The sequence below is a fragment of the Pseudomonas sp. RC2C2 genome, from assembly GCF_018390435.1.
Lineage (GTDB): Bacteria > Pseudomonadota > Gammaproteobacteria > Pseudomonadales > Pseudomonadaceae > Aquipseudomonas > Aquipseudomonas donghuensis.
The window spans coordinates 797,077-820,778 of sequence record NZ_JAHBAX010000002.1 but is presented as its reverse complement, the minus strand read 5'-3'; the positions used below and the strand labels follow the sequence as shown (position 1 = coordinate 820,778).

Genomic DNA, 23,702 nt, shown 5'->3' with positions numbered 1-23,702 from the left:
TGCATGTTGAGGATCAGCCACTACCTGCGCACCCTGGCCGGCCACAGCCCGGCCCCTCGTACCAGCCCGGCGGGCAGCACGCGCCCGCCGGTGGTGATCTGGAATCTTCTGCGCCGTTGCAACCTGACGTGCAAGCACTGCTACGCCACCTCGGCCGATAGCGCGTTTCGCGACGAGCTGGACACCGAAGCGGCCCTGCAGGTAATCGACGACTTGGCCGAGGCCGGGGTCAAGGTGCTGATCCTCTCCGGTGGCGAGCCGCTGCTGCGCGGCGACCTGTTCCTGCTCAGCGCCCATGCCCGCGACAAAGGCATGTTCGTCGCCCTGTCGAGCAACGGCACGCTGATCGATGAAGGCAACATTGCCCAGGTACGCGCGGCCCGCTTCGATTACGTCGGCATCAGCATCGATGGCCTTGAGGCCACCCACGATGCCTTTCGCCAGCTCAACGGCAGCTTCGCCCGTTCACTGAAGGCTATGCGCCTGTGCCGCGAACACGGTATTCGGGTCGGCATGCGCACCACCCTGACCCAGGACAACCACGCGCAATTGCCGCAGCTGCTGGCGTTGATGCGCGACTGTGACGTGCACAAGTTTTACCTCTCGCACCTGAACTACAGCGGCCGCGGCAAGCGCAGCCGCAAGCTCGACGCACTGCAGCAGATGAGCCGCGAGGCGATGAACCTGCTGTTCGACCAGGCCTGGGATGATATCCAGCACGGGCGCGACAGCGACTTCGTCAGCGGCAACAACGATGCCGATGCCATCCTCTTGCTGCAATGGACCGCGCGTCGCCTGCCCGAACACTACGCGCAACTGGAACAGATGCTGCGCGCCTGGGGCGGCAATGCCTCAGGCTGCGCCATCGCCAATATCGACAACACCGGCGAGGTGCACCCCGACACCTACTGGTGGCAGCACTCGGTGGGCAATGTACGCCGCACGCCGTTCCGCACCCTGTGGCTGGAACAGCCCGACCCTCTGCTGCTGCGCCTGCGCGAGCATCCCCGGGCGGTGACCGGGCGCTGCGCCGCCTGCCGCTGGCTGAGCATCTGCAACGGCAACACCCGCACCCGCGCCTGGGCCGCCGGTGACCTCTGGGGCCAGGACCCCGGCTGCCACCTGAGCGATGAAGAAATCGGCCTGCCGCCGCCCTCCTGCATTCCTTGCGTCACGCATTGACAACCTGACCGGGCAAGCCGCCGACACAGGCGACAACCCGGCGCCCCTGATGATGGATCAAGGAACGCCCTCATGCATTGTGCCTCCGTTCTACCTGCCGCCCTGCACTCGCCCTTCAACCCCGGGGAAGTCGCCCTGGTCGGCGCCGGGCCCGGTGACCCGCGCCTGCTTACCCTGCGCGCCTGGAGCCTGCTGATGCAGGCCGATGCCGTGGTGTACGACCGGCTGATCAGCGGCGAACTGCTGGCGCTGATCCCTACCGCCTGCAGCCGCCACTACGTCGGCAAGATCAGCGGCTACCACAGCCTGCCCCAGGCACAGATCAACCAGTTGCTGGTCGACCTTGCGGCCCGGGGCCAGCGGGTGGTGCGGCTCAAGGGTGGCGACCCGTTCATCTTCGGCCGTGGCGCCGAAGAGCTCGATCACCTCCTGCAGCACGGCATCGATTGCCAGGTGGTGCCGGGCATCACTGCCGCCGCCGGCTGCAGCGCCTATGCCGGCATCCCCCTGACCCACCGCGACCTGGTCAACTCCTGCCGCTTTATCACCGGCCACTTGCAGCACGACGGCGAACTCAACCTGCCCTGGCATAACCTGGCCGACAGCAGCCAGACCCTGGTGTTCTATATGGGCCTGTCCAACCTGCGGCTGATCGCCGAGCAATTGATCGGCGCCGGGCTTGCCGCCGACACGCCGGCGGCGCTGATCAGCCGGGGCACGTGCGCCGATCAGCAGGTGCTGCGCGGCAGCCTGGCGCAGTTGCCAATGCTGGCCCGCCAATGCCCCGCCGCCACGCCGACGCTGACGGTGATCGGCCAGGTGGTCGGGCTGTTCGCCGAGCAGGCGCTGCGCTACCCGGCGCAATTTGCCGGTGCCGCGCTGGCCGCCGAGGTCGCGCCATGAAAGCCCTGGCCCTTGTCCCATGGTTATGGATGGCTTCGGCCCAGGGCGGCCCGGCCCTTGACCAGGCCGCCGCGGACTACCAACAACATTGCCAGCAGTGCCATGGCACCCATCGCTTCGGTGCCAGCGGCCCGGCCCTGCTGCCGGAGAGCCTGAGCCGGATCAAACCCGCCGAGATCCGCCAGGTGATCACCGGCGGTCGCCCGGCCAGCCAGATGAACGGTTTTGCCCAGGTATTGAGCGCAGCCCGGATCGACGACCTGGTGGCCTACCTGCAACGGCCTCCGGCCACGCCACCGACCTGGAGCGACAGCGAGATCCGCGCCAGCCACCAGGTGTTCAACGCTATCGACAGCCTGCCCGGCCCCCCCCAGCACGGCGCCGACCCGCTGAACCTGTTCGTGGTGGTCGAAGCCGGCGACCATCACATCAACATCCTCGACGGCGACCGCTTTACCGTACTGGCCCGTTTTGCCTCGCACTTTGCCGTGCATGGCGGGCCGAAATTCTCCCCTGACGGGCGCTTTGTCTACTTCGCCTCCCGCGATGGCTGGGTCAGCCAGTACGACCTGCACAACCTCAAGCTGATCGCCGAAGTGCGCACCGGGCTCAACACCCGCAACCTGGCGGTGAGCAAGGACGGGCGCTGGGTGCTGGTGGGCAACTACCTGCCGGGCAACCTGGTGCTGCTCGATGCCCGCGACCTGAGGCCGGTGAAAACCATCGCCGCCGTTGGCCAGGACGGCACGCCTTCGCGGGTCAGCGCGGTGTACACGGCGCCGCCGCGAGACAGCTTCATCGTTGCGCTCAAGGACGTGAAAGAGGTGTGGGAACTGTCCAGCGCCGGCCAGCCCAACTTCGTGCCGCGGCGCATTGCCGCCGAGGATTTTCTCGACGACTTCTCCTTCTCGCCGGACTACCGGCAGCTGCTGGCCACCTCACGCAAGGCCAACGGCGGCCAGGTGATCGACCTCGACAGCGGCCAGGTGCTCAGCCGCATCGCCCTGCCCGGCATGCCGCACCTGGGCTCCGGCACCTGGTGGCGACGCGGCGGCGCCTGGGTGTTCGCCACACCGAACATCAGCAAGGGGCTGATCTCGGTGATCGACCTCAAGACCTGGAACGTGATCAAGGAGATCCCGACCCTGGGCCCGGGCTTCTTCATGCGCAGCCACGCCAACTCGGCCTATGCCTGGACCGATGTATTCTTCGGCCCCGACAACGATGCCATCCACCTGATCGACAAGCAGACCCTGGAGATCGCCCACACCCTGCGACCGGTACCGGGCAAGACCGCCGCCCACGTCGAGTTCAGCCACGACGGCCGCTACCTGTTGCTGAGCATCTGGGCTAACGACGGCGCGCTGATCGTCTACGACAGCCAGACCCTCAAGGAGCTCAAGCGCATCCCGATGAACAAGCCCTCGGGCAAGTACAACGTCGGCAACAAGATCGAGTTCGCCGAAGGTACCTCGCATTAAACCGTGCGCGAGAACTGGCCTTTGCGCCCACCGCCCAGGTAGGCGTCAAAGGCCATGGCGGTGTTGCGCATCATCAAGTGGCCCTGGGGCAGCAACTGCAAGGCGTGCCGGTCAAGCGCCAGCAACTGGTCATCCACCTGCTCGGCCAACTGCTCCAGGGCCTCGGCGAAGTAGTCGTTGAAGCGGATGCCATGGGCCGCCTCGAAGGTGGCGAAATCGACACGGCCATGGCACATCAACTGGTTGATCACCTCGCGGCGCAACAGGTCGTCGGCGTTCAGGCGGTAGCCGCGCTGGATCGGCAACAGGCCCTGGTCGAGCCGCGCATAGTACTGCGACAGCAGCTTGACGCTCTGGCTGTAACTGTCGCCGACCTTGCCGATGGCCGACACGCCCAGGCCGATCAGGTCGCAGTCGGCGTGGGTCGAGTAACCCTGAAAATTACGCTGCAGGGTGCCCTTGGCGCGGGCCAGGGCCAGTTCGTCGTCCGGCAAGGCAAAGTGGTCCATGCCGATGTACACGTAACCGGCTTCAGTCAGGCGCTGGATGGTCAGCTCCAGCAGCTCCAGCTTGCGCTCCGGCGGCGGCATGTCTTCGCGGCGGATCATCCGCTGGGCGCGGACCTGCTCGGGCAGGTGGGCGTAGCTGTAGGCGGCAATGCGGTCCGGGCGCAGGGCGATGATCTTTTCCAGGGTCACGTCGAAGCTCTGCACCGTTTGCAGTGGCAGGCCATAGATCAGATCGACGCTGATCGACTTGAAGCGCGCGTGGCGCGCGGCGGCGACCAAGGCGTAAATCTGCGCCTCGCTTTGCCGGCGATTGACCGCGGCCTGCACTTCGGCATCGAAATCCTGCACGCCGAAACTCAGGCGATTAAAGCCCAGGCCGCGCAGCATCTGGATTTGCCCGGTACTGACGGTGCGCGGGTCGACCTCGATGGAAAACTCGTGCTCGTCGCTGTCATCGAGGTTGAAGGCCTGGTGCAGGCAATCCATCAACTCGGCCAGTTGCGCATTGCTCAGGTAGGTCGGCGTGCCGCCGCCCAGGTGCAGCTGTGTCAGCTTGCGGCTGCGCTCGAACAGCGCGCCCTGCAAAGCGATCTCCCGCTTCAGGTAGCCCAGGTACTCGGCCGCGCGGTGTGTCTTGCGGGTGATGATCTTGTTACAGGCGCAGTAATAGCAAAGGCTCTGGCAGAACGGGATATGGATATAGGCCGACAGCGGTTTGGCCATCGGCGCCTGGTTGCTGGCCTGCACCGCCTGCAGGTAGTCATCGAGGGCAAAGGCCGGGTGAAACTGCGGTGCGGTCGGGTACGAGGTGTAGCGCGGGCCCGGACGGTCGTACTTTTGCACCAGGGCGCGGTTGAATTCAAAGGCTGGCATCGTGATCGACCCATTGCTGATGGAGGGAAAGCCCCGGGCTGCTCTGTTCGAACAACTGGCAGATGGCATCCACTTCCACTCGGCCTGCGGGCAATATGCTGATGTAACCTGCGCCCAACTCGACCAGCCCGGCGCGGCTCATGGCCTCCAGCTGGCGCCAGGCGCTGGCGAAGTGCTGGCGAAAGTCCAGGCCATAGCGGCTTTCGATGGCCTGGATATCCAGCTCCAGATCACAGGCCAGGCGTTCCATTACCCGCTGGCACACCTGGTCGTCGGCCTCGCAGCGCCAGCCGCGGCAGGTGGCCAGCTGGTCGTTGCCCAGCTGTTGCAGATAGTGCGCCAGGGTTAGCGCATTCTGCGCATAGAGCGCGTCGAACTGGCTGATCGCCCCCAGCCCGAAGCCGACATGGTCACAGTAACCATGGCGGGTAAAACCCTGACAATTGCGGCGCAGTCGCCCGCGCTCCTGGGCGATGGCCAGGTCGTCGTCGGCGCGCACGAACTGGCCCAGGCCGATGGGCTGGTAGCCCGCCTGTAACAGTTGCTCAAAACAGATGCGCCGCATCTGCGCCTTGTCCTGCTCGCTGCAGGGCGCTTGCCGGGCACTGCGGGCATAGCGTGGCGGCGGTTGGCTGTAATCGAACACCTGCAGGCGGTCGGGCTCAAGCTCGATCAGGGTGGCGAGCTTGCGGGCGAAGCTGTCCGGGGTCTGCCAGGCGTGGCCGTAGCCCAGGTCGACACTGACCGAGCGAAAATCAAAGGTCCGCGCCGCATCGATCAGCGAGTGAATCGGCGCCGGGTTCTGCCAGCGCGCGGCCGACAGCGCACCGTCCGATGTGCAATCCGGCACGCCGATGCTGACCTGGTTGAAGCCCAGCTCACGCAACAGGCCCATGCTCGCCCAATCGGTGTGCTGCAGATCGACCTCGACGCCGTAGTCACCGAGCTCATGCTCAAGGAAGGTAAAGCGCCTGCGCAGGTGCGCCATCAATTGCTGCAACGCTGCAGCGTCCAGCCGGGTAGCGCTCAGCTGGAACTGCTCGACGCGCTGCTCGGCACTCAGGTGACAGCCCACCAGGGCGATTTCCCGCCGCAGGCAGTGCAGATAGCGCTCCTGCTCCAGATTCTCGAGCCCGGCCGGCACTTGCAGGCTCAAGGACAACGGGCGCAGTTGCTGGCGGCTGGCACGCAGCGCACGCAATACGTCCAGCGAACCGATCCCGGCGTGAAACCTGCGGGTATCGGCATGCCCCCTGGGCTCGCTCGGCCACTGCCCATACGGGGGTATCTGCGCGGGGTAGCGATGAAGAGTATCGAGCATTGCAGGGCTCCGAGACAGGCTGCGGAACCTGAGTGTCTGCCCAGAGCGGCCGGGGGGCCTTGATTTGCATCAAGCGCCGTGCGACTGGCTACCAGGTCAGGTAGAACATGGCCTTGGCCAGCACCAGAATCAGCAGCAGATGCGCGAAAACGCTGTGATGAATGAACTTCACCCGGCCGCTGCTCATCTGCCCGGTCCTGAACAGCAGCATGGCAATCAGAAAATGCACCAGTACGCTACCGGCAACGATGACCTTCACCAGCAGCAAGGTGCCGAACGACGAGCTCAGCGGCGCGGCCAGCACCGGCAGGTAACGCTGCCAGACCATCCCCACCCCGGCGCCGAACAGTACCAGCAGCACCCAGGGCATCAACTGCCGGGCGCGCTGGCCGATGGCCTGTTCGAGCAAGAGCATGAGTTTGGCCGGCAGCTGTTTGCGGATGTGCTCCAGGAACAACAGCTCGAAGAACACCGTACCGATGAACATCACTGCGGCGAACAGGTGCAGGGTTAACAGCAGCGGGTAAAGCATCGGGGCCTCGGCGCGAGTGTGGTACTGGGCTGGAGACTAGCGCGGCGGGCAGTAGCCTGCGTTGATGGCAATCAACAAAGCGCAGCCAACGTTCATTGCCGGCCCCCACACAAGAAATGCAATCTGCCCTGCTCTATGCTGACCTGTGTGAGTGCACATTCAACGCTGCAAGGGAGCGACAACATGGCTGATCCCTTCAATCTCTCTCGTTTCGTCGACGCCCAGGAGCCGGTGTATGAGCGGGTTATGCAGGAGCTGCAGGCGGCTCGCAAGACCAGCCACTGGATGTGGTTCATCTTCCCGCAGCTGCGGGGCCTGGGGCACAGCGAAACCGCCGAGCGCTACGCCATCAGCGGCGCCGAGGAAGCCCGGGCTTACCTGCAGCATGAACTGTTGGGGCCACGCCTGGAGCGCTGCGTTGCAACCCTGCTGCAGCACCCGGACAAAAGCGCGTTGCAGATCCTTGGCCACCCCGACGAACTCAAACTGCGATCCTGCCTGACCCTGTTTGCCCGGGTAGCGCCCGAGCCGCTGCTGTTCCAGCGGGCGCTCACGCAATTTTATGACGGCAAGACGGACACCCGGACGTTGGCGCTGCTCGGCGACTGAACAGCAGCCACAGCCGACAAGCGTCCTCCCCCTGGGCTTTTTGCGTTTCTGCGCCGCTTTTACATTTCTGTGCGACACATCCCACTTCAGGGACTCCCGTACCAGGCCCTCATGGTGGTAGCTTGGAAATGTTTTGTTGCACCTATCCTTTCTCATTATTTGCCTGCAAAGGAATGCCCCCCGCAATGAATTTCGCCCTGAAAAAACTGGCTGCGGCCACCCTGATGCTGGCTGGCCTGGCATCCATCACTTCGCCTGCCCATGCCAACATCACCGCGCAGCAGAGCGCGGCCATTCTCAAGCGCTTCAGCGACGCATCGGTCAAGGATTTCCGTCAGTTCCTCGCCAGTGTGGCGAAAAGCGAACTCGGCAAGGCCGACAAGCTCGACCAGAGCATCGCCGCCTTCCTCGGCAACAAGCAGCTGACAGCTGAACAACAGAACGAAATCCATCGCCTGCTGGGTATCTATGCGCGGGTGAAGTACGGCGATGCGGCCACCCAGACCTTGCGTGAACTGGTAGCCATTCCGACCTTTCGCGTCGACGGTGTTGCCCAGCACGACAACCCCGAGTTCATCAAGATCGCCGACAAGATCAAGGGCCTGGCCCAGGCCTTCAACCTGAACTTCCGTAACATCGACAACCGTGTCTATGAAATCTCCCTGGAAGGCCAAGGCGATGAAGTGGTCGGCATTCATGCCCACGCCGACGTGGTGCCGGTGACGCCGGAGAACTGGGTACTCAAGGACGGCACCCGCCTCGACCCGTTCAAGGTCACCCTGATCGGTGATCGCATGTACGGCCGTGGTACCGAAGACGACAAAAACGGTATCGTCGTGGCGATGTATGCGATGAAGATCATCAAGGAAGAAAAGCTGCCGCTGGCACGCAACTTCAAACTGCTGGTCGACACCACCGAAGAGACCACCGGCGACGCCATCCCCTATTACTTCGAGCGCAACCCGACGCCCAACTACAACCTGGCGCTGGACGGTGGCTACCCGGTGGTGATCGCCGAGAAAGGTTATGGCACGGTCATGGCCAGCTTTGCCCGGCGCGCAGGCGAAGGCAAAGGCGCTGAAATCATCGCGCTGACCGGCGGCCTGGCCACCAACCAGATCCCGTCCACCTCGGTGGCGACCCTGGTGACCGACAAGCCCGCCGAATTGGCTGCCAGCCTGCAAAAAGCCGGCGCTGAGTATGCCAAGGCCAATGGCGGCAACTTCGAGGTAAGCGCCAAGGTCGACGGCAAGGACGTCAAACTGACCGTCACCGGGGTCTCGGCGCACTCCTCGGAGCCGGAGTCCGGGGTCAACCCGGTGGCGCGGATGCTCGACTTCCTCAACAGCCTCGAAGGCAAGGTCGCGCTCAAGCACAACCACATCACCGACGCCGCCCGCTACGCCGCCGACAACTGGGGCCTGGACTACCTGGGGGGCAAGCTGGGAGTCGGTTTCGCGGACACATTCATGGGCCCGCTGACCACCTCGCTGACCTACGTCGGCCTCGACGACAAAGCCTTGAAGCTGGCGGTCAACCTGCGTGTGCCGAAGGGCAAAAGCCCGCAAACCCTGAAGAGTGAAATCGCTGGCAAGCTGGATGCGTGGAGCAAACAGAGCCACATCACTCCGACCTTCGACTACTCGATCGCCGAGCCGATGTACCGCAACCCCGAGGGCGAATGGGTCAAGGCGCTGCTGGCAGTCGCCAGCGAGAACCTGGGGATGAAGCACGAGTTCGGCACCTCCGCTGGCGCCACCTCGGTGCATGAACTGCCCAATGGCGTGCAGTTCGGCCTGGCCATGCCCGACGTCAAGTACACCGGGCATAACGACAACGAGTTCAAGACCGTGGAGCAGTTCCTGCTGGACCTGCAAGTCGTGACGGAAATGATGGGGCGTGTGGGGCAGATGCCCAAGCTTTGACGCGCCTGGCAGGCCCGCTGTGGTGGCGGGCCTGCCTTGTTGACGGTGTTGCGCAGTTTCTTCAGCGATGTCGCCGTGCTGCAGGTTATGATCCCCACCCCACCATGGAATGGATCAAACATGCAAAAGACCTCGCCCCGGCCAAGGTTGCTCAGGGCCACACTGTTGGCATTGGCTGCGCTGACCAGCGCCAGCATCAGTGGCTGCCTGACCAGCGCGCTGTATAAGCCGCGGGCCAGCGATGAAGTCTATACAGAGCAGGTTGGCCAGCTTTATGTCACGGCTGACCAGAAGAGCCTTGTGGTGCTGGGCAAAAAATACCACTACGTCATCCTGGTCGAACCCGAACTGTTGCAGGCGATCCGCTCAGGGCTGCATGCAAAGATGCAAGCTGAGTTTCTGCCGGTCCACGTCGGCATGTTTAAAACCCTGGATGGCGAGTTCGTACTCAAGATTCCCGGGCTTGGGCAACTTGATCCACACGAGCTCAACGAGGCACAAGCGCTGGGCTTCGTTGCGTCGGCGCAGCAGGACGCCCTGCTGCATCGCTACAGAATCCGCGGCAGCCGGTTTGAGTCCGCCAAGGACATCACGGGTTTTCAGGGCAATACGCTGAACAGCACGTACACCCTTCAGGTGTCGGCCTACAGGGAAAAGAGCAAGGTTACCCAGGTACTGCTGACGCCGGTCACCGTCACCGCTGATGGCGTGTTGATGATCCTCGCCGCACCGCTGTTGCCGGTGGCGTTCATGGTGGCTCAACCGTTCCGGGTCAAGTAGCGGTCACGCAATCAAATAATATCATTTTGACATCAACTCATTTACCATCGCCGCGCTCTTCTGCGTGGCCCCACCTTTTTTGTCGCAACGAGGTCCAGCCCCGCACGGAAGCGAAGCACCCAAAACGCCGTTAAAGGAATGAACCGTGACCCCCGTGATGTTTCGCAAGACCCTGCTCGCCCTGGCCGTAACCACCACTGCCCTGCCCGCCTTCGCAGACACTGTCCAGCTGACCAACGCCGGCTTTAAAAGCGAGCACCAGCACTACAGCGGCAATCTCGAGATCACCGGCGCCTACAACGGCCGCAGCGCTGAAGATGCCATCGAACTCAACGGTTCGAGCATCGAGAAAGACCTGATTCTCAATGCCACCATCAACAGCACCGGCGACTTCGCCGGCGGCGTCGACATGGACGTGTGGGAAGGCACGCAGCCGTGGGTCGCCAACAGCGTTGGTGGCGACGTGATCAACAAGGGCAGCATTTCTGCCATTGGTGGCGGCGCCAACGCGCTGATGATCGACCCGGCGAAGATCGGCGGCAGCGTCATCAACGAAGGCCTGCTGTACGCCGAAGGTGCGCCATTGAGCGACGACGGCGGCCGCGATGTCGCCCGCGCCGTGGATTTCTCCGGCTCTTCGGTGATCAAGGGCGACCTGCTCAATGCCGCCAGCGGCAAGATCATCGCCAAGGGTGAAGATGCCAAAGGCATTAACCTTGAAGGCGGCGAGATCGTCGGCAAGGTCATCAACCGTGGCCTGATCGAAGTCACCGGCGCAGGCGCCACCGGCATCGACGCCACCACCAGCGGCTCGGGCGCGTACACCGACATGGTCGACCTGGCCGGCATCGAGAACCACGGCACCATCATTGCCAACGGCGACGACGCCGAGGGTATCCGCATCGACGGCGCCAGCTTCACCGGCATGAACAACCACCTGGTCAACACCGGCACCATCCGCGCCGAAGACGCCGCCATCGCCATCGGCTTCAGCGACTTCGACAGCCCGGGCGCCCAGCCCTGGTACAAAGAAGAAGGCGATTTCAACATCTTCAACAGCGGTTCGATCATTTCTGCCGACGAGGCCATCGACGCCTCGGAAAGCAACCGCCCGGTCGAGCTGATCCTGCGCAAAGGCAGCGTGATCGTCGGCAACCTGATCGACCTGAGCAATATCGAGATCGAAGGCGACACCTCGTTCACCGGTACCGACAGCCGGGCTGACGGCGCCAACATTCGTATGAAAGACGGCGGCTGGATCGATGTCGGCAGCGTCAGCGACAACCTGAAAACCACCCTGACCTTCGAAGCCCCGCACACCAGCATCGACGGCAACCTGTACGTCGCCGGCAATTCGGCCCTGGGCCTGAACCTGAGCAGCGCCACCGACGCCAACACAGCTGTGCTCAAGGTCAGCGGCACCACCCAGTTCGGCCAGGGCGCCCAGGTGCAGCTGGCGGCCAAAGGCGAAGACTTCAACGCCAACGGCAGCACCTACAAACTGATCGAAGCCGGCCAGATTGAGCTGCTGGGCGCCGACGGCGAAAGCGTCGACCCGAACGGCAAACTCAACCTGGTCAGCAGCTCGGCGCTGCTCAAGGTCGACAGCTTCACCGTCGACAACAATCAGGTGGTGGCCGTGGTCACCGGCAAGGGCAAGGAAGAAGTCGAGCAGATCATCACCAACCAGGGTGGTTCGGCCAACAGCCAGAAAGCCCTGGGCAGCCTGACCGCCGACGGCATGATCGGCAAGCTGGCCAACAACGACCCGTTCAAGCAGGCATTGCTCAACGCCGATGAAGCCCAGGTCGCCAAGCTGGCCTCGGAACTGACCCCGGAAACCAACGGCGGCGCGACCCAGGCCGCCACTACCAGCCAGAACCTGGTGAGCAACGTCACCGGCAGCCGCACCAGCTCGCTGCGCGGCGCCTCCTCGGGCGAGGGTTTCAAGGAAGCCGGTGTCTGGGTCCAGTCGCTGTACAGCGATGCCTCGCAAGACCTGCGCGACGGCGTGGCCGGCTACAACGCCTACAGCCGCGGTATCGCCGTGGGTGCCGATGGCAAGCTGAACGACAACCTGACCCTGGGCCTGGCGTACAGCTTCATCAACACCGACGTAAACGGCAAAAGCGGCAACCAGACCGAAGTCGACAGCCATGCCTTTACCCTCTACGGTGGGTTCGAGCAGGGTAACTATTTCGTTGATGCCAGCCTGACCTACGGCTTCAACGACAACGAAAGCAAGCGCAACATTGCCGGCACTCGCGCCAAGGCTGACTACGACAGCGACCTGCTGGGCCTGAACCTGATCGGTGGCTACACCTACCGTATCAACCCGCAGGTACTGCTTGAGCCACGCCTGGCCGCACGCTACAGCCTGGTGAACATCGACGGCTACCGCGAGAAAGGCTCTTCGGCAGCACTGAAGGTCGAAGATCAGCGTTACGAAGCCATCGAGCTGGGTGCCGGCCTGCGTGTGGCGGGCAGCTTCGCCCTGGGCGCCGGTACCCTGGAGCCGCAAGCCAAGCTGATGGCATATCACGACTTCGCCGCTGACGAAGCGAAAAGCACCTCGACCTTCCTGCTCGGCAGCACGCCGTTCGTGACCAGCGGTGCCAAGGCAGCACGCAACAGCTACGAAGCCGGCGTGGGTGCCGACTACAAGCTGGGCGCGGTGACCCTGGGCGTCAACTACGACTACATCGGCAAGTCGGGCTTCGATGCCGACGTGTTCTCGGCGAAAGTCCGTTACGACTTCTGATGAGCAACCGCCTTGCCGGCCCACGCCCGTGGGCCGGCGTCTGTCGAACCGTGGGGGCGCTGCTGGTCAGCGCCCTTCTCTGTGCCTGCCAATCCTCCTTTCAAACGCTGCAGCAACTGGCTGAACAGCACGGTCGACACCTAGAGGTAGTACCGGGACAGCCATTTCCGCTCGCCATGCTGGCACCACCTGAAAAGCGTGCAACCGAGCGTCTGCGGGTGTACCTGGAAGGCGACGGCCATGCCTGGGCCACGGCGACTCAGCCCAGCCTTGATCCGAGCCCGCGCAACCTGCTGGTGGCACGACTGGCGCTTGAGGACCCGACCCCGAATGCCTATCTCGCACGGCCTTGCCAGTTCGTCACCGCAGCAGGCTGTAGCTCTGCGCTGTGGACTGATCGGCGCTTCTCCCAGGAAGTGGTCAGCAGCCTCAGCCAGGCGCTGGACCGGCTCAAACAGCGCTTCGGCAATCGCGAGTTCGAGTTGGTGGGGTATTCAGGTGGCGCGGCGTTGGCGGTGCTGCTGGCCGGGCAACGGGACGATGTCACGCAGATCCAGACCATCGCCGGCAATCTTGATCCAGGCTTATGGGTACAGCTCAAAGGCTTGTCGCCGCTGAACGGTTCGCTGGACCCGATGGCCTATCGGGACCGGGTGAGATCATTGCCCCAGCGGCATCTGCTGGGAGGTCGCGACCAGGTGATTGCGGGTGAGATCGCCGCCAGCTTTCGCGGCAATCTGCGTTCGAGCGACTGCAATCAACGGGTGATCATCCCTGGCGCAACGCATGAGTCAGGCTGGGAGGCTGCGTGGAGGGTTTGGCGAAGCCAGCCGATCGACAGGTGCAACCAACACGGAAACCGCGCTGCGTCGCCGCGTGCTGAAGATCGAGACCCACCGCGGCCGGCCGGTTCAGGAGTATGACGTGTGGAACCGCTGGTTCAACCTGGTCGATCGCTCACCTGTGACTGATGATAATCCCTTCGACGACTAGCCAGCGCAGTTTGTTTATCTTGAATCTGGCCTCCCGCTTGCAGCGCCGGCAACCATGCTCAGGTATGCATTAGCAGCTTCAGCAAACCATCTACATCAGCTAGTGCAGGAGCATGGGCTCCGGCATGACGGCAAGATATGGATGCGCAAGCCGCTGAAAATCGCAGGCGCTCTTTCAAGTCTGCGATCCCCAGCATCTGCGCAGCCAGCCAACCCGCCATACAAGCATCTCCTGCGCCTACCGTGTCTTCCACTTCCACGGCAATCGCTGGCTGATCAAGTTGGCTGTCCGGGGTGTGGAGAGTCATCCCGTGTTCCCCTCGGGTAAAAAGGATCTGCGCCTGAGAATTCAGAGCACGCAGCTCATCCATTGCCTGGTATTCGGTCAGCCCTGGATAAATATGCCGGAGGTCTTCGTCGGACAGCTTGATCATGTCAGCAAGGGTGGTCATCGTAGTGAAGGTCTGCTCCCGATAATGGCGATCCATTAACGTGCGCCAATTGGGATCATAGCTAATCCGTTTACCGGCTCCCTTGGCCTCCTGAGCAATTTTAACCAGCCTGTCTGCGAGTGGTTGTCGAGCCAAACTGATGCAACTGAAGTGGCACAGCTCTGCGTGGTTGAGCCATCCTTCGGGCATCTGATCTGGATCGAAAAAAAGATCGGCATCTCCCGCAAAAAAGTAACGTGGAGGACGGCTCGATAGAACAATGGCGACCAAAGGATCTCGATCTACCCGTTGGATGAAGTTCATATCCAGCCCTGCAGCTTTCGACTGCGAGACTATCTCGTCGCCCATTGAATCTTTGCTCACTGCCCCAGCAAAAGCGCTGCTAACACCCAAGCGACCTAGCGCTCGTGCAACGTTCCAAGGAGCACCACCTGGGTAGCCCTTCCATTGTCCAGGGGTGCCTTGGACAAGGTCCGTCAGGGCTTCGCCAAATACTACTGCGCGAGGCAATACCATCGTCATTTCCTCAGTTTTTTATCGTAGGGATAACTGCAGGCTCATCAGCGTTGACCGGTAAACAATGACTCAATACGCAGGGTGAAAAGCCGGGTTCGATGCGTGAAGGCGGGGTGGCCGACGCGTTCAAATATTAAAACCAGGTTTCCATCTGTATACCGTATTGCCATACACCTCCGGCGTTGAAGTCCGTCGTGCCGAAGTTGTCTGTGGCGCTGTATCTGTCCAGATCCGAAGACCAGTTCATGAGACTTGCGAACACGCGCAACTCGGGACGTGTGAGAAGGTCTCCAACATCAGGTTTGAATGTCGGGGCAACCGTGAATTTCCAGAAGTTACCGTCGACCGCATTACGTTGCATATAGCCCTTGGGATCGAGGTCCATGGTTTGCCAGCTCATTTCGTAGGCCATCTCGAAATTGCTGTTGATTTCATTGGCCAAGCGCACGTTCAGGGTCATCCAACGGTAGTCGTCACCCTTGACGTATCTGTCCTTGCTTTGTTCGGCCAGCACGCTGGGACCGATGCGCCAGCCAGGTGCAATGGGTGTCTCACCGTAAAGCGCCAGACGCAAAGCGCGGGCATCGTCGATCAGTTCGCCATCCGAGCCGATGTTCTTGACCTCTGCACCCAGACCTTGCCCATAGAGCAGTGCCGTTTTGAAGAAGCCTTCCCTGCCAAGAAAGTTTTTCTGGTGATTGGCCAGCATGCTGTGCAAGCCTGAATCCGCAGGCGTCAGGCCCGCTTCATTGCTGCGGGTGCCAATGTCGTTTTTCTTTGAGCCAATGGCATTGAACATCCACTGCCACTGACCATTATCAAAGAACTGGTTAGAGGTCAGGATGTAGCTTTCCACATCGGCGTTGATACCGCCTTCACTGAAATCCCCGTAGTTACGCCCGATCAAGGAATAATTCGAGCGCCAGTGCTTGTTCATCTGCATATCGTAGATTCCACCCCCGGTGCCAGCCAGATAGACGACGTCCGAGTCCAGCCAGTGGATGTCGAAGTTATCCCTGTCGAATCGCTTGCCTGCCCACAGGGTGGCGTTCTCAAACACTGAATTACCCTTGAATGCAGCAAGATGGTCGAGCTCTGCAAATACCTGACGCACGTTCAGGTTACTTTCATTGGCCGTCCAGTCGTTGGAGCTTTCCACTCCATCGGCGATAGAAACCGTGAATTTGGAACGGGTGCCGTTTTGCGCATAGGCTTCTTTCGAGAGGTCTATGCGCATGTAGGTGTCGTCTTCGTTACCGAGTCGCCCGACGGCCCCGCCGACCGAACCGGCAGGGGTTGTATAAGGGCCACCACGACCACCGCCACGCCCATCGTTGATCAGCAGTCCGGAACGGGCGTAGCCCTTGAAGCTGAAGCCGTCAGTAAGGTGTCCGCTGCTGCCCTGCTTCTCCATGCTTTGCTGACGGGCTTCCAATGTTGCAACCCGGGCATCCAACGTGGGCGCCGCAATCGCTATCGCTGTCGAAGTAGACGCAGGCGGCAAGGTGGGCGTTGCACGTTTGAGCTGCTGCAATTCCCTGGCGAGTGCTTGGGTCTGCTGTTCGGCTGCGGCTGCGCGCTTTTCCGCTGCGCTGGCACGGGCTTCAAACGCGGCCATGCGTTCTTCCAGAGTCGCGGCCTCAGAGGTCGCAGCCGATGTGCCGAGCACACCTGCAAGTAGCCAGCTTGATGCTTTCTGCATGTGGGTTTCCTGTCTTGTTTTTATTGTTTGCTCCTGCGACCAGCCCTTTCTACGTGCGTTTCGATTTGTTGCGATCGACGCAAAAAAAAGGATGCCTCATCGCAAAGACGCTGCTACATTTGGCAATGTTAACGTTAACTTTTTTAAAAACAAAAATAAAGGGTACGCAATGAAACAGCTGAAATCTGTCCTTCCAGCAGCACTCATTACCCTCTGCGCCGGACTGCCATCCGCCTCGAGCGCAGCAGATTTGACGATTTCGTGCGGTGCGGTGGGTGCGGAATTAGCACTCTGCAAGGAGGCTGTCGAGGCGTGGTCGAAACAGACCGGCAATAACGTCGAGGTGGTTTCCACGCCTAATTCGGCGACCGAGCGGCTGTCGTTCTACCAACAGATCCTCAGTGCGCAGTCCACCGATATCGACATCATCCAAATCGATATGGTGTGGCCGGGGATGCTGGCCAAACACCTGATGGATCTGCGCGAGGTGCTTCCTGCCAACGCTACCCAGGGCTACTTCCAGGCACAGGTGGATAACGCCACAGTGAACGGGCGGCTGGTGACGATGCCATGGTTCACCGACTCGGGCCTGCTGTATTACCGCAAGGACTTGCTCGAGAAGTACAACCAGCAGGTTCCCCAGACCTGGGAGGAAATGACCGCTACCGCCAGGAATATTCAACAGGCCGAGCGCACTGCTGGGAACCCCAATGCCTGGGGTTACATCTTTCAGGGACGCGCCTACGAGGGCCTGACGTGTAACGCGCTGGAGTGGATCAGCAGCCAACCGGACGGCGGACTGGTCAACCCACGCGGTGACATCGTGGTCAACACTCAGGCCTCAAGAGCGGCTTTGACCCTGGCGAAAAGCTGGGTGGGAGACATCTCCCCGCGAGGCGTACTCAACTACACCGAGGAAGAAGGACGTGGCGTATTCCAATCGGGAAATGCGTTGTTCATGCGTAACTGGCCTTATGTCTGGGCCTTGGTACAAAGCCCGGACAGTGCCGTAAAAGACAAGGTCGGGGTCGCCCCCCTGCCCCGTGGCGGCATAACCGGCACCCATGCCTCCACCCTCGGCGGGTGGGGCCTGGCAGTATCGCGTTACAGCGCCCATCCCAAACTTGCCGCAGAGTTAGTGAGCTACTTGAGCAGTGCCCAGCAGCAGAAACATCGTGCCCTGGTCGGCGCCTATAACCCGGTTATCGAGTCGCTGTATCAAGATCCCGACCTGCTCGCGGCAATGCCTTATTACAGTCAGCTGCACAGCATTCTCAACGATGGGGTGATGCGCCCCTCCTCAATAACCGCCGATCGCTATCCACGGGTCTCCAATGCGTTCTTCGATCGAGTGCATGGCGTGCTGGCGGGCGAACAGCCTGTCGATCAGGCACTGAGCGAACTGGAAAGTGAGCTCACTCGCATCAAACGTCGGAGCTGGTAAGCCACAAGGAAGGAAATCGCCATGCCTGTCTCTACTACCCATGCCCCCCGTGAGCAGCTCCTGCTCACCCGGGAAACGCCTGTACAGCGCCGCCAAGTACGCACCGCCTGGCTGTTTCTGACACCGATGTTGCTGTGTCTGGCTCTGGTGGCGGTTTGGCCGCTACTGCGCACATTCTGGTTCAGCCTGACGGACGCCAACCTGGCGGACACCAGTGAAGGATCCTTCGTAGGCTTGAGCAATTATCTGCTCCACAACGGTTCCAACTGGTCAGGCATCCTGGTTGATCCTCAATGGTGGAACGCTGTTCGCAACACCTTGCATTTCACCGTGGTGTCAGTGGGACTGGAAGTCGTCCTGGGCCTACTGGTGGCGTTGCTGTTGAACATCAAGTTCACCGGCCGTGCCTTGGTGCGTGCGTTGATTCTGATTCCTTGGGCGATTCCTACCATTGTCTCGGCGAAGATCTGGTCGTGGATGCTCAACGACCAGTTCGGCATCATCAATCACCTGATGCTGAGCGTCGGCCTGATTGACGCGCCCCTGGCCTGGACGGCAGATGCGGATCTGTCGATGTGGGCGGTGATCATCGTCGATGTCTGGAAGACCGTCCCGTTTGTCACGCTGCTGATGCTGGCGGCCTTGCAGATGTTGCCGAGCGATTGCTACGACGCCGCCAGGGTCGATGGCATTCACCCGCTGAAGGTGTTCTGGCGTGTCACGCTTCCTCTGTTGATGCCTGCATTGTTGGTGGCGGCGATTTTCCGCATCCTCGATTCCCTGCGAGTGTTCGACGTGATCTATGTGCTGACCTCGAATTCTTCGAGCACCATGAGCATGTCGGTCTATGCCCGCCAACACCTGGTGGAGTTCCAGGATGTTGGCTATGGCAGCGCGGCCTCGACTCTGCTGTTTCTGGTCGTTGCGGTAATCGCCATGCTTTATCTCTACCTCGGACGCCGTCAAATGGAGGTTCGGTCATGAGCCTGCGCCTACTCAAAAAAACGCTGTTACGTCTCGGGTTCTGGTGTCTGATCGGGGTTTTGCTGCTGTATGCGGTCTTCCCTTTCTACTATGCCATCGTGACTTCGCTAAAGCCGTCTGGTGCCTTGTTCCAGGTGAGCTACTGGGTCGAAAGCCCCGACTTCTCCAATTACGCGGCGGTACTCCACCAAGCCTCATTCCTGCGAGCGATCGGTAACTCGCTGGTGGTTGCGCTTTGCGTGGTGACCCTGGCGCTGTTCCTCAGTGTGACCGCCGCCTATGCCTTAGGAAGGGTGAAGTTCCGTGGGCGTGGCACGGTATTGATGATGGTGCTTGGCGTGTCGATGTTTCCCCAGGTTGCCGTGCTGTCGGGGCTGTTCGAAGTGATACGTGCCCTGGGCCTGTACAACACGTCTTGGGCATTGATCCTGAGCTACACGATTTTCACCCTGCCGTTCACCGTCTGGGTGCTGACCACGTTCATGGGCCAACTGCCACATGAACTGGAAGAAGCGGCAATCATGGATGGCGCTTCGCCCTGGGTAACCCTTACCCGGGTGCTGTTGCCGCTGCTATGGCCTGCACTGATCACCACGGGTTTGTTGGCTTTTATTGCAGCGTGGAACGAGTTCCTGTTTGCCTTGACCTTCACCCTCACCGACACGCAACGCACGGTGCCGGTCGCCATTGCCTTGATTTCCGGCGGTAGCCCCCATGAACTGCCGTGGGGGCTGTTGATGGCCGCATCGGTGCTGGTCACCGTCCCTCTGGTAATTCTGGTGCTGATCTTCCAGCGCCGAATCGTATCCGGTCTCACTGCCGGCGCGTTAAAGGGTTGATGCCCAACAAGTACAAGGAACAGCATCGTGATCAAACTGAAACTAGACAACGTGAACAAGCAACTGGGCGGCATGCAGATACTTCGCGACGTTAACCTGGAGATCGCTGCGGGTGAATTCGTAGTTTTCATTGGCCCTTCGGGCTGCGGAAAGTCGACCCTGCTGCGGCTGATCGCCGGACTGGATTCGATCTGCGCCGGCAACCTGCTGATCGACGGGCAACGGGTCAACGACCTGGAACCGCGTGAGCGTGGCGTCGGCATGGTGTTTCAGTCTTATGCGCTGTATCCGCACATGAGCGTCTACGACAACATCAGCTTTGGCCTCAAACTGGCCAAGACCGAAAAGAGCACCCTGCGCGAACGCGTGCTGAAAACAGCGCAGATCCTTCAATTGGACAAATTGCTGCAACGCAAACCAAAGGAACTGTCTGGAGGACAGCGTCAGCGTGTAGCAATGGGCAGAGCCATGGCGCGGGAGCCGGACATTTTGTTGTTCGATGAACCCCTCTCCAATCTGGATGCATCTTTACGGGTGCAGATGCGCAACGAAATCGCCCGGCTGCATGCTCGACTGAGCTCGACCATGATCTACGTCACCCACGATCAAGTGGAAGCGATGACCCTTGCCGACAAAATTGTTGTGCTCAATGGCGGTCATATAGAGCAGATCGGCTCACCGCGCGAACTCTATGAGCGCCCAGCGAGCCGCTTTGTCGCCGGCTTTCTCGGTTCGCCAAAAATGAACTTTCTAGCGGCGCGCCTGCATACCCCGGGCGAAACCAGCCTGGTCGATACCCCCGTTTTGGGTATGACCTCCCTACCCTTCGACAGCTCACACCTGGCGGCAGGCACGTTACTGAGCCTGGGGGTTCGCCCGGAGCATGTTTCGCTCAAAGCGGCAGGGGGGGCAGTCGGGATCGTCGTGGCCGGGGTCGAATACCTTGGCAGCGAAACGTATGTGCACCTCGAAACAGGCCAGGAGGAGCCACTGATCTGTCGTTGCGAGGTCAGCGCCGGCTGGCAGGCGGGCGATCGGGTCGAACTGCAGCTGGACATCGACAACCTGCACCTGTTCGACAACGACGGTACGGTCTTGGAGCGTCATCCACAAGCCATTGAAACCCGTCCGAATGATGTCTCTCTGCGCTCAGACCGAGCACCGGCCCTATGACCTTGTCTTCGAACAACATGAGCGATCCAATGTCTTCTTCCCTTGATCTTGCGCAGCAGGCACTGAGTGACGGCCTGTCTCGTGTCATCCAGGATTATCGGCCTGGTTATCATATCGCTCCCCCGGCAGGTTGGATGAACGACCCTAACGGGGTCGTGTACTTTCGTGGCGAATATCACGTTTTCTATCAACATTACCCCTTCGAAGCGAAATGGGGCCCGATGTATTGGGGGCACGCCAAAAGCGCCGATCTGGTTCATTGGCAGCACCTGCCCATTGCACTGGCACCCGGCGATGACTTCGACCGTGATGGATGTTTTTCCGGTAGTGCGGTGGTGTACGGGGATACCCTCGCACTGATCTACACCGGACACACCTGGCTGGGGGAAGTGGGTGACGAACGCTTGATCCGTCAAGTACAGTGCCTGGCCACCAGTATCGACGGCATCCGGTTCGTCAAGCAGGGCGCAGTCATCGAGACCGCGCCGCACGACACGATAATGCACTTTCGTGACCCCAAGGTATGGAAAGAGGATGACTTTTGGTACCTCATTGCCGGCGCACGTCTGGGCGATAGGCCGCTGCTCCCGCTGTACCGTTCTACGGACCTGTTCACCTGGGAGTTCCTCGATTACGTGTCCAGTGGCAGCGAGGGTGATGGCTACATGTGGGAGTGCCCGGATCTGTTTCGACTGAACGGACGCGATGTGCTGCTGTACTCCCCCCAAGGCATGCAACCCCAAGGTTATGAACGGCTCAACAAGTACCAGACCGGTTATCGAGTGGGCCGACTCAACAGCGAGTGGCACTTCACTGGCGGGCCTTTTATCGAGCTGGATAACGGCCACGATTTCTATGCAGCGCAAACGTTGATAGCCGCCGATGGTCGACGACTTTTGTGGGCGTGGCTCGACATGTGGGAAAGCCCGATGCCGAGCAGAGCCCATCACTGGTGCGGCATGCTCGGTTTACCGCGCGAACTTGAACTGCGCGCAGATCGCCTGCACGTGTATCCGGCACGGGAGCTCAGCGCTCTACGCAAGGCGCCATTGCCGAGTACGCCGTGGTGGGATGGGTCGGGAACCCGGTGGGTGCCGCAAGTGAAGGGCGATATGCTCGAACTCCATGTGCATCTGGATTTGCTCGGCTGCACCGATGGGCACTTAGGAATCGCCTTGCGCTGCAGCGACGATGGCCATGAAGAAACCCTACTCTACTATGATGCGTCGTTACGTCGTCTGGTGCTTGACCGCAGCCACTCGGGTGCGCAAGCCACAGGTCAGCGCAGTGTGGCGATAGACGCAAGGCAGGAGCGACTCGAACTGCGCGTGTTCCTGGATCGCTCGTCCATCGAGGTGTTCGACGAAAGCGGGTGCTTTAGCCTCAGCAGTCGCCTCTATCCGCAGCCCGACAGTCTGGGGGTGAAGCTCCTTGCAAGCGGGAATGGCGGGCGTGTCTGCATTCCCAGAGCATGGCCTCTCGCCTCGGGATGGCTATGAGCTGCGTCATTCGGATCGCAAGAAGCGCAGGCCATGTGTCATGATTCTCCGCAAACCTGACCGGTCTCGCCTCGCATGACTTCAGTGAAAGACGTTGCACAACTGGCCGGCGTGTCCCTGATGACGGTTTCTAGAGCGCTCAACAATCCGGAAAAATTGAGCCCCGAAACCTATCAGCGGGTACGTCGCGCCATTGATGAACTGCAATTCGTTCCGAGCCTGTCGGCGCGCAAGATTCGCGGCGACAACCTCCAGACACGAACCATCGGTGTGTTCGCGCTGGACACTGCGACCACACCGTTCGCCGTCGAGCTGCTGCTGTCCATCGAACAGACCGCGCAGCAAGCAGGCTGGAACGTCTTTATCCTTAACCTGCTAAGCAACCCGCCTACCGACCAGAACATCGACCTTATGTTGTCACACCGCCCTGACGGGTTGATCTTCAGCGCCATGGGGTTGCGCCAGGTGTGCATTCCCGAGCGGTTGAAGAGCAAACCCCTGGTACTCGCCAATTGCCTGGCGGACGACAGCCACCTGGTCAGTTATGTGCCCGACGACGAAACGGGGCAGTATCGAGCCGTGCATCACGCATTGAGCCAAGGCTATCAGCGTCCTCTGTTTATCAACCTGCCCAAACAGAGTCTGGCCTGGGGGCTGCGTCAGAAAGGCATGCAGCGTGCTTGTCAGGCATTCGGACTGGCGCCTGACGCACTCCTGCAGTACGACCTGTCCGATCATGACGCCTATGGTGAAACCGCAGCCATCCTCGACCGGCACATCACTGATGGTCGTCCCCAATTCGACATTCTGATCTGTGGCAACGACCGCATTGCTTTTTGTGCCTATCAAGTGCTGTTGGGCCGTGGTCTGAAAATTCCCGACGATGTCGCCGTGCTCGGCTACGACAACATGATCGGTATTGCTGAGCTGTTCATCCCGCCGCTGACCACGGTGCAACTGCCGTACTACGAAATCGGTCGCAAGGCTGCCCGGCACTTGATCGACAGCCTCGAGGAATCGGGAGCTCAGCCAGTGGATTGTCCATTGGTGGTCAGGGCATCAGTATAAGAATGAGGTAATTCGGGAGGCTTCAACCAGGGTTGGCCAATCGCGTTGCAGCCCGCCGTCGCGTCTTGGCACCAATAGCCAGGGATAACGGGCTGGCTAAGAAGTTCGATGAACCGGGTGATGTTTTTCTCGTCGCTGGAGGCAACATGGCGTTCCT

19 protein-coding genes are annotated in these 23,702 nt (G+C 60.9%); 14 read left to right on the top strand and 5 right to left on the bottom strand.

What is annotated here, in order from left to right; genetic code table 11:
- Positions 1–3 precede the first annotated feature (3 nt).
- The 3 genes from nirJ to KHO53_RS22390 all read left to right on the top strand — a co-directional run bounded on the left by nirJ (position 4) and on the right by KHO53_RS22390 (position 3,566).
- Entirely contained in the window at positions 4–1,182 is a 1,179-nt protein-coding gene (gene nirJ / locus KHO53_RS22400) for a heme d1 biosynthesis radical SAM protein NirJ (protein WP_010221909.1), read from the top strand.
- 72 nt (positions 1,183–1,254) lie between these two features.
- Positions 1,255–2,085 (top strand): uroporphyrinogen-III C-methyltransferase, encoded by an 831-nt coding sequence (gene cobA / locus KHO53_RS22395; protein WP_213570886.1) that lies wholly within the window; start codon positions 1,255–1,257, stop codon positions 2,083–2,085.
- Complete coding sequence (locus KHO53_RS22390; protein ID WP_213570885.1) at positions 2,082–3,566, top strand: nitrite reductase; 1,485 nt, start codon at positions 2,082–2,084, stop codon at positions 3,564–3,566. The genes cobA and KHO53_RS22390 overlap by 4 nt, the downstream gene beginning before the upstream one ends.
- On the opposite strand, the gene hemN is transcribed toward KHO53_RS22390, so the two are convergent.
- The 3 genes from hemN to KHO53_RS22375 all read right to left on the bottom strand — a co-directional run bounded on the left by hemN (position 3,563) and on the right by KHO53_RS22375 (position 6,801).
- Positions 3,563–4,948 carry an oxygen-independent coproporphyrinogen III oxidase gene (gene hemN / locus KHO53_RS22385; RefSeq protein WP_213570884.1) on the bottom strand — a complete coding sequence of 462 codons (1,386 nt, stop codon included), beginning with the start codon at positions 4,946–4,948 and terminating at the stop codon, positions 3,563–3,565. The two genes, KHO53_RS22390 and hemN, sit on opposite strands and share 4 nt — an antisense overlap.
- Complete coding sequence (locus tag KHO53_RS22380) at positions 4,935–6,269, bottom strand: oxygen-independent coproporphyrinogen III oxidase (protein ID WP_051636777.1); 1,335 nt, start codon at positions 6,267–6,269, stop codon at positions 4,935–4,937. Before KHO53_RS22380 ends, hemN begins: the two co-directional genes overlap by 14 nt.
- An 88-nt stretch (positions 6,270–6,357) precedes the next feature.
- Entirely contained in the window at positions 6,358–6,801 is a 444-nt protein-coding gene (locus KHO53_RS22375; protein ID WP_010221903.1) for a CopD family copper resistance protein, read from the bottom strand.
- A 183-nt stretch (positions 6,802–6,984) separates the two neighbouring features.
- Between KHO53_RS22375 and KHO53_RS22370 the strand changes: the two genes are divergently transcribed.
- The 5 genes from KHO53_RS22370 (at position 6,985) to KHO53_RS22350 (ending at position 13,799) form a co-directional block, all read left to right on the top strand.
- Positions 6,985–7,410 (top strand): DUF1810 domain-containing protein, encoded by a 426-nt coding sequence (locus tag KHO53_RS22370; RefSeq protein WP_010221902.1) that lies wholly within the window; start codon positions 6,985–6,987, stop codon positions 7,408–7,410.
- A gap of 185 nt (positions 7,411–7,595) precedes the next feature.
- Entirely contained in the window at positions 7,596–9,335 is a 1,740-nt protein-coding gene (locus KHO53_RS22365) for a dipeptidase (protein ID WP_010221901.1), read from the top strand.
- 45 nt (positions 9,336–9,380) lie between these two features.
- Positions 9,381–10,115: a hypothetical protein gene (locus KHO53_RS22360; protein ID WP_223253864.1), complete on the top strand. Its 735-nt coding sequence runs from the start codon at positions 9,381–9,383 to the stop codon at positions 10,113–10,115.
- 157 nt (positions 10,116–10,272) lie between these two features.
- Positions 10,273–12,876, top strand: coding sequence for an autotransporter family protein (locus KHO53_RS22355; RefSeq protein WP_213571260.1), 2,604 nt, complete (start codon positions 10,273–10,275; stop codon positions 12,874–12,876).
- A complete protein-coding gene (locus KHO53_RS22350) occupies positions 12,873–13,799 on the top strand; it encodes an alpha/beta fold hydrolase (protein WP_502937794.1) in 927 nt (308 codons plus the stop codon). The genes KHO53_RS22355 and KHO53_RS22350 overlap by 4 nt, the downstream gene beginning before the upstream one ends.
- A 128-nt stretch (positions 13,800–13,927) precedes the next feature.
- Here KHO53_RS22350 and KHO53_RS22345 read toward each other — a convergent pair whose 3' ends face one another.
- Together KHO53_RS22345 and KHO53_RS22340 are read right to left on the bottom strand one after the other, a co-directional pair.
- Positions 13,928–14,836 (bottom strand): carbohydrate kinase family protein, encoded by a 909-nt coding sequence (locus KHO53_RS22345; protein ID WP_036995895.1) that lies wholly within the window; start codon positions 14,834–14,836, stop codon positions 13,928–13,930.
- A gap of 133 nt (positions 14,837–14,969) precedes the next feature.
- Positions 14,970–16,538 carry a carbohydrate porin gene (locus tag KHO53_RS22340; protein ID WP_213570883.1) on the bottom strand — a complete coding sequence of 523 codons (1,569 nt, stop codon included), beginning with the start codon at positions 16,536–16,538 and terminating at the stop codon, positions 14,970–14,972.
- A 169-nt stretch (positions 16,539–16,707) separates the two neighbouring features.
- On the opposite strand from KHO53_RS22340, the gene KHO53_RS22335 reads away from it, so the two are divergent.
- The 6 genes from KHO53_RS22335 to KHO53_RS22310 all read left to right on the top strand — a co-directional run bounded on the left by KHO53_RS22335 (position 16,708) and on the right by KHO53_RS22310 (position 23,545).
- Positions 16,708–17,982 (top strand): ABC transporter substrate-binding protein, encoded by a 1,275-nt coding sequence (locus tag KHO53_RS22335; RefSeq protein ID WP_213570882.1) that lies wholly within the window; start codon positions 16,708–16,710, stop codon positions 17,980–17,982.
- Positions 17,983–18,003: 21 nt separating this feature from the next.
- Positions 18,004–18,966, top strand: coding sequence for a carbohydrate ABC transporter permease (locus tag KHO53_RS22330; RefSeq protein ID WP_213570881.1), 963 nt, complete (start codon positions 18,004–18,006; stop codon positions 18,964–18,966).
- A complete protein-coding gene (locus KHO53_RS22325; protein WP_010221890.1) occupies positions 18,963–19,805 on the top strand; it encodes a carbohydrate ABC transporter permease in 843 nt (280 codons plus the stop codon). The genes KHO53_RS22330 and KHO53_RS22325 overlap by 4 nt, the downstream gene beginning before the upstream one ends.
- A gap of 27 nt (positions 19,806–19,832) precedes the next feature.
- Positions 19,833–20,978, top strand: a complete 1,146-nt coding sequence (locus KHO53_RS22320; RefSeq protein WP_213570880.1) for an ABC transporter ATP-binding protein — start codon at positions 19,833–19,835, stop codon at positions 20,976–20,978.
- Positions 20,975–22,477 (top strand): glycoside hydrolase family 32 protein, encoded by a 1,503-nt coding sequence (locus KHO53_RS22315; RefSeq protein ID WP_026001237.1) that lies wholly within the window; start codon positions 20,975–20,977, stop codon positions 22,475–22,477. Before KHO53_RS22320 ends, KHO53_RS22315 begins: the two co-directional genes overlap by 4 nt.
- Before the next feature lie 75 nt (positions 22,478–22,552).
- Positions 22,553–23,545: a LacI family DNA-binding transcriptional regulator gene (locus KHO53_RS22310; RefSeq protein WP_010221887.1), complete on the top strand. Its 993-nt coding sequence runs from the start codon at positions 22,553–22,555 to the stop codon at positions 23,543–23,545.
- Positions 23,546–23,702 lie beyond the last annotated feature (157 nt).

Coding starts and splice junctions, on each gene's coding strand:
- KHO53_RS22315 (WP_026001237.1), top strand. CDS start 20,975: ATGACCTTGTCTTCGAACAACATGAGCGATCCAATGTCTTCTTCCCTT.
- KHO53_RS22330 (WP_213570881.1), top strand. CDS start 18,004: ATGCCTGTCTCTACTACCCATGCCCCCCGTGAGCAGCTCCTGCTCACC.
- KHO53_RS22390 (WP_213570885.1), top strand. CDS start 2,082: ATGAAAGCCCTGGCCCTTGTCCCATGGTTATGGATGGCTTCGGCCCAG.
- KHO53_RS22365 (WP_010221901.1), top strand. CDS start 7,596: ATGAATTTCGCCCTGAAAAAACTGGCTGCGGCCACCCTGATGCTGGCT.
- nirJ (WP_010221909.1), top strand. CDS start 4: ATGTTGAGGATCAGCCACTACCTGCGCACCCTGGCCGGCCACAGCCCG.
- hemN (WP_213570884.1), bottom strand. CDS start 4,948: ATGCCAGCCTTTGAATTCAACCGCGCCCTGGTGCAAAAGTACGACCGT.
- KHO53_RS22375 (WP_010221903.1), bottom strand. CDS start 6,801: ATGCTTTACCCGCTGCTGTTAACCCTGCACCTGTTCGCCGCAGTGATG.
- KHO53_RS22370 (WP_010221902.1), top strand. CDS start 6,985: ATGGCTGATCCCTTCAATCTCTCTCGTTTCGTCGACGCCCAGGAGCCG.
- KHO53_RS22380 (WP_051636777.1), bottom strand. CDS start 6,269: ATGCTCGATACTCTTCATCGCTACCCCGCGCAGATACCCCCGTATGGG.
- cobA (WP_213570886.1), top strand. CDS start 1,255: ATGCATTGTGCCTCCGTTCTACCTGCCGCCCTGCACTCGCCCTTCAAC.
- KHO53_RS22335 (WP_213570882.1), top strand. CDS start 16,708: ATGAAACAGCTGAAATCTGTCCTTCCAGCAGCACTCATTACCCTCTGC.
- KHO53_RS22310 (WP_010221887.1), top strand. CDS start 22,553: ATGACTTCAGTGAAAGACGTTGCACAACTGGCCGGCGTGTCCCTGATG.
- KHO53_RS22340 (WP_213570883.1), bottom strand. CDS start 16,538: ATGCAGAAAGCATCAAGCTGGCTACTTGCAGGTGTGCTCGGCACATCG.
- KHO53_RS22355 (WP_213571260.1), top strand. CDS start 10,273: ATGTTTCGCAAGACCCTGCTCGCCCTGGCCGTAACCACCACTGCCCTG.
- KHO53_RS22345 (WP_036995895.1), bottom strand. CDS start 14,836: ATGGTATTGCCTCGCGCAGTAGTATTTGGCGAAGCCCTGACGGACCTT.
- KHO53_RS22325 (WP_010221890.1), top strand. CDS start 18,963: ATGAGCCTGCGCCTACTCAAAAAAACGCTGTTACGTCTCGGGTTCTGG.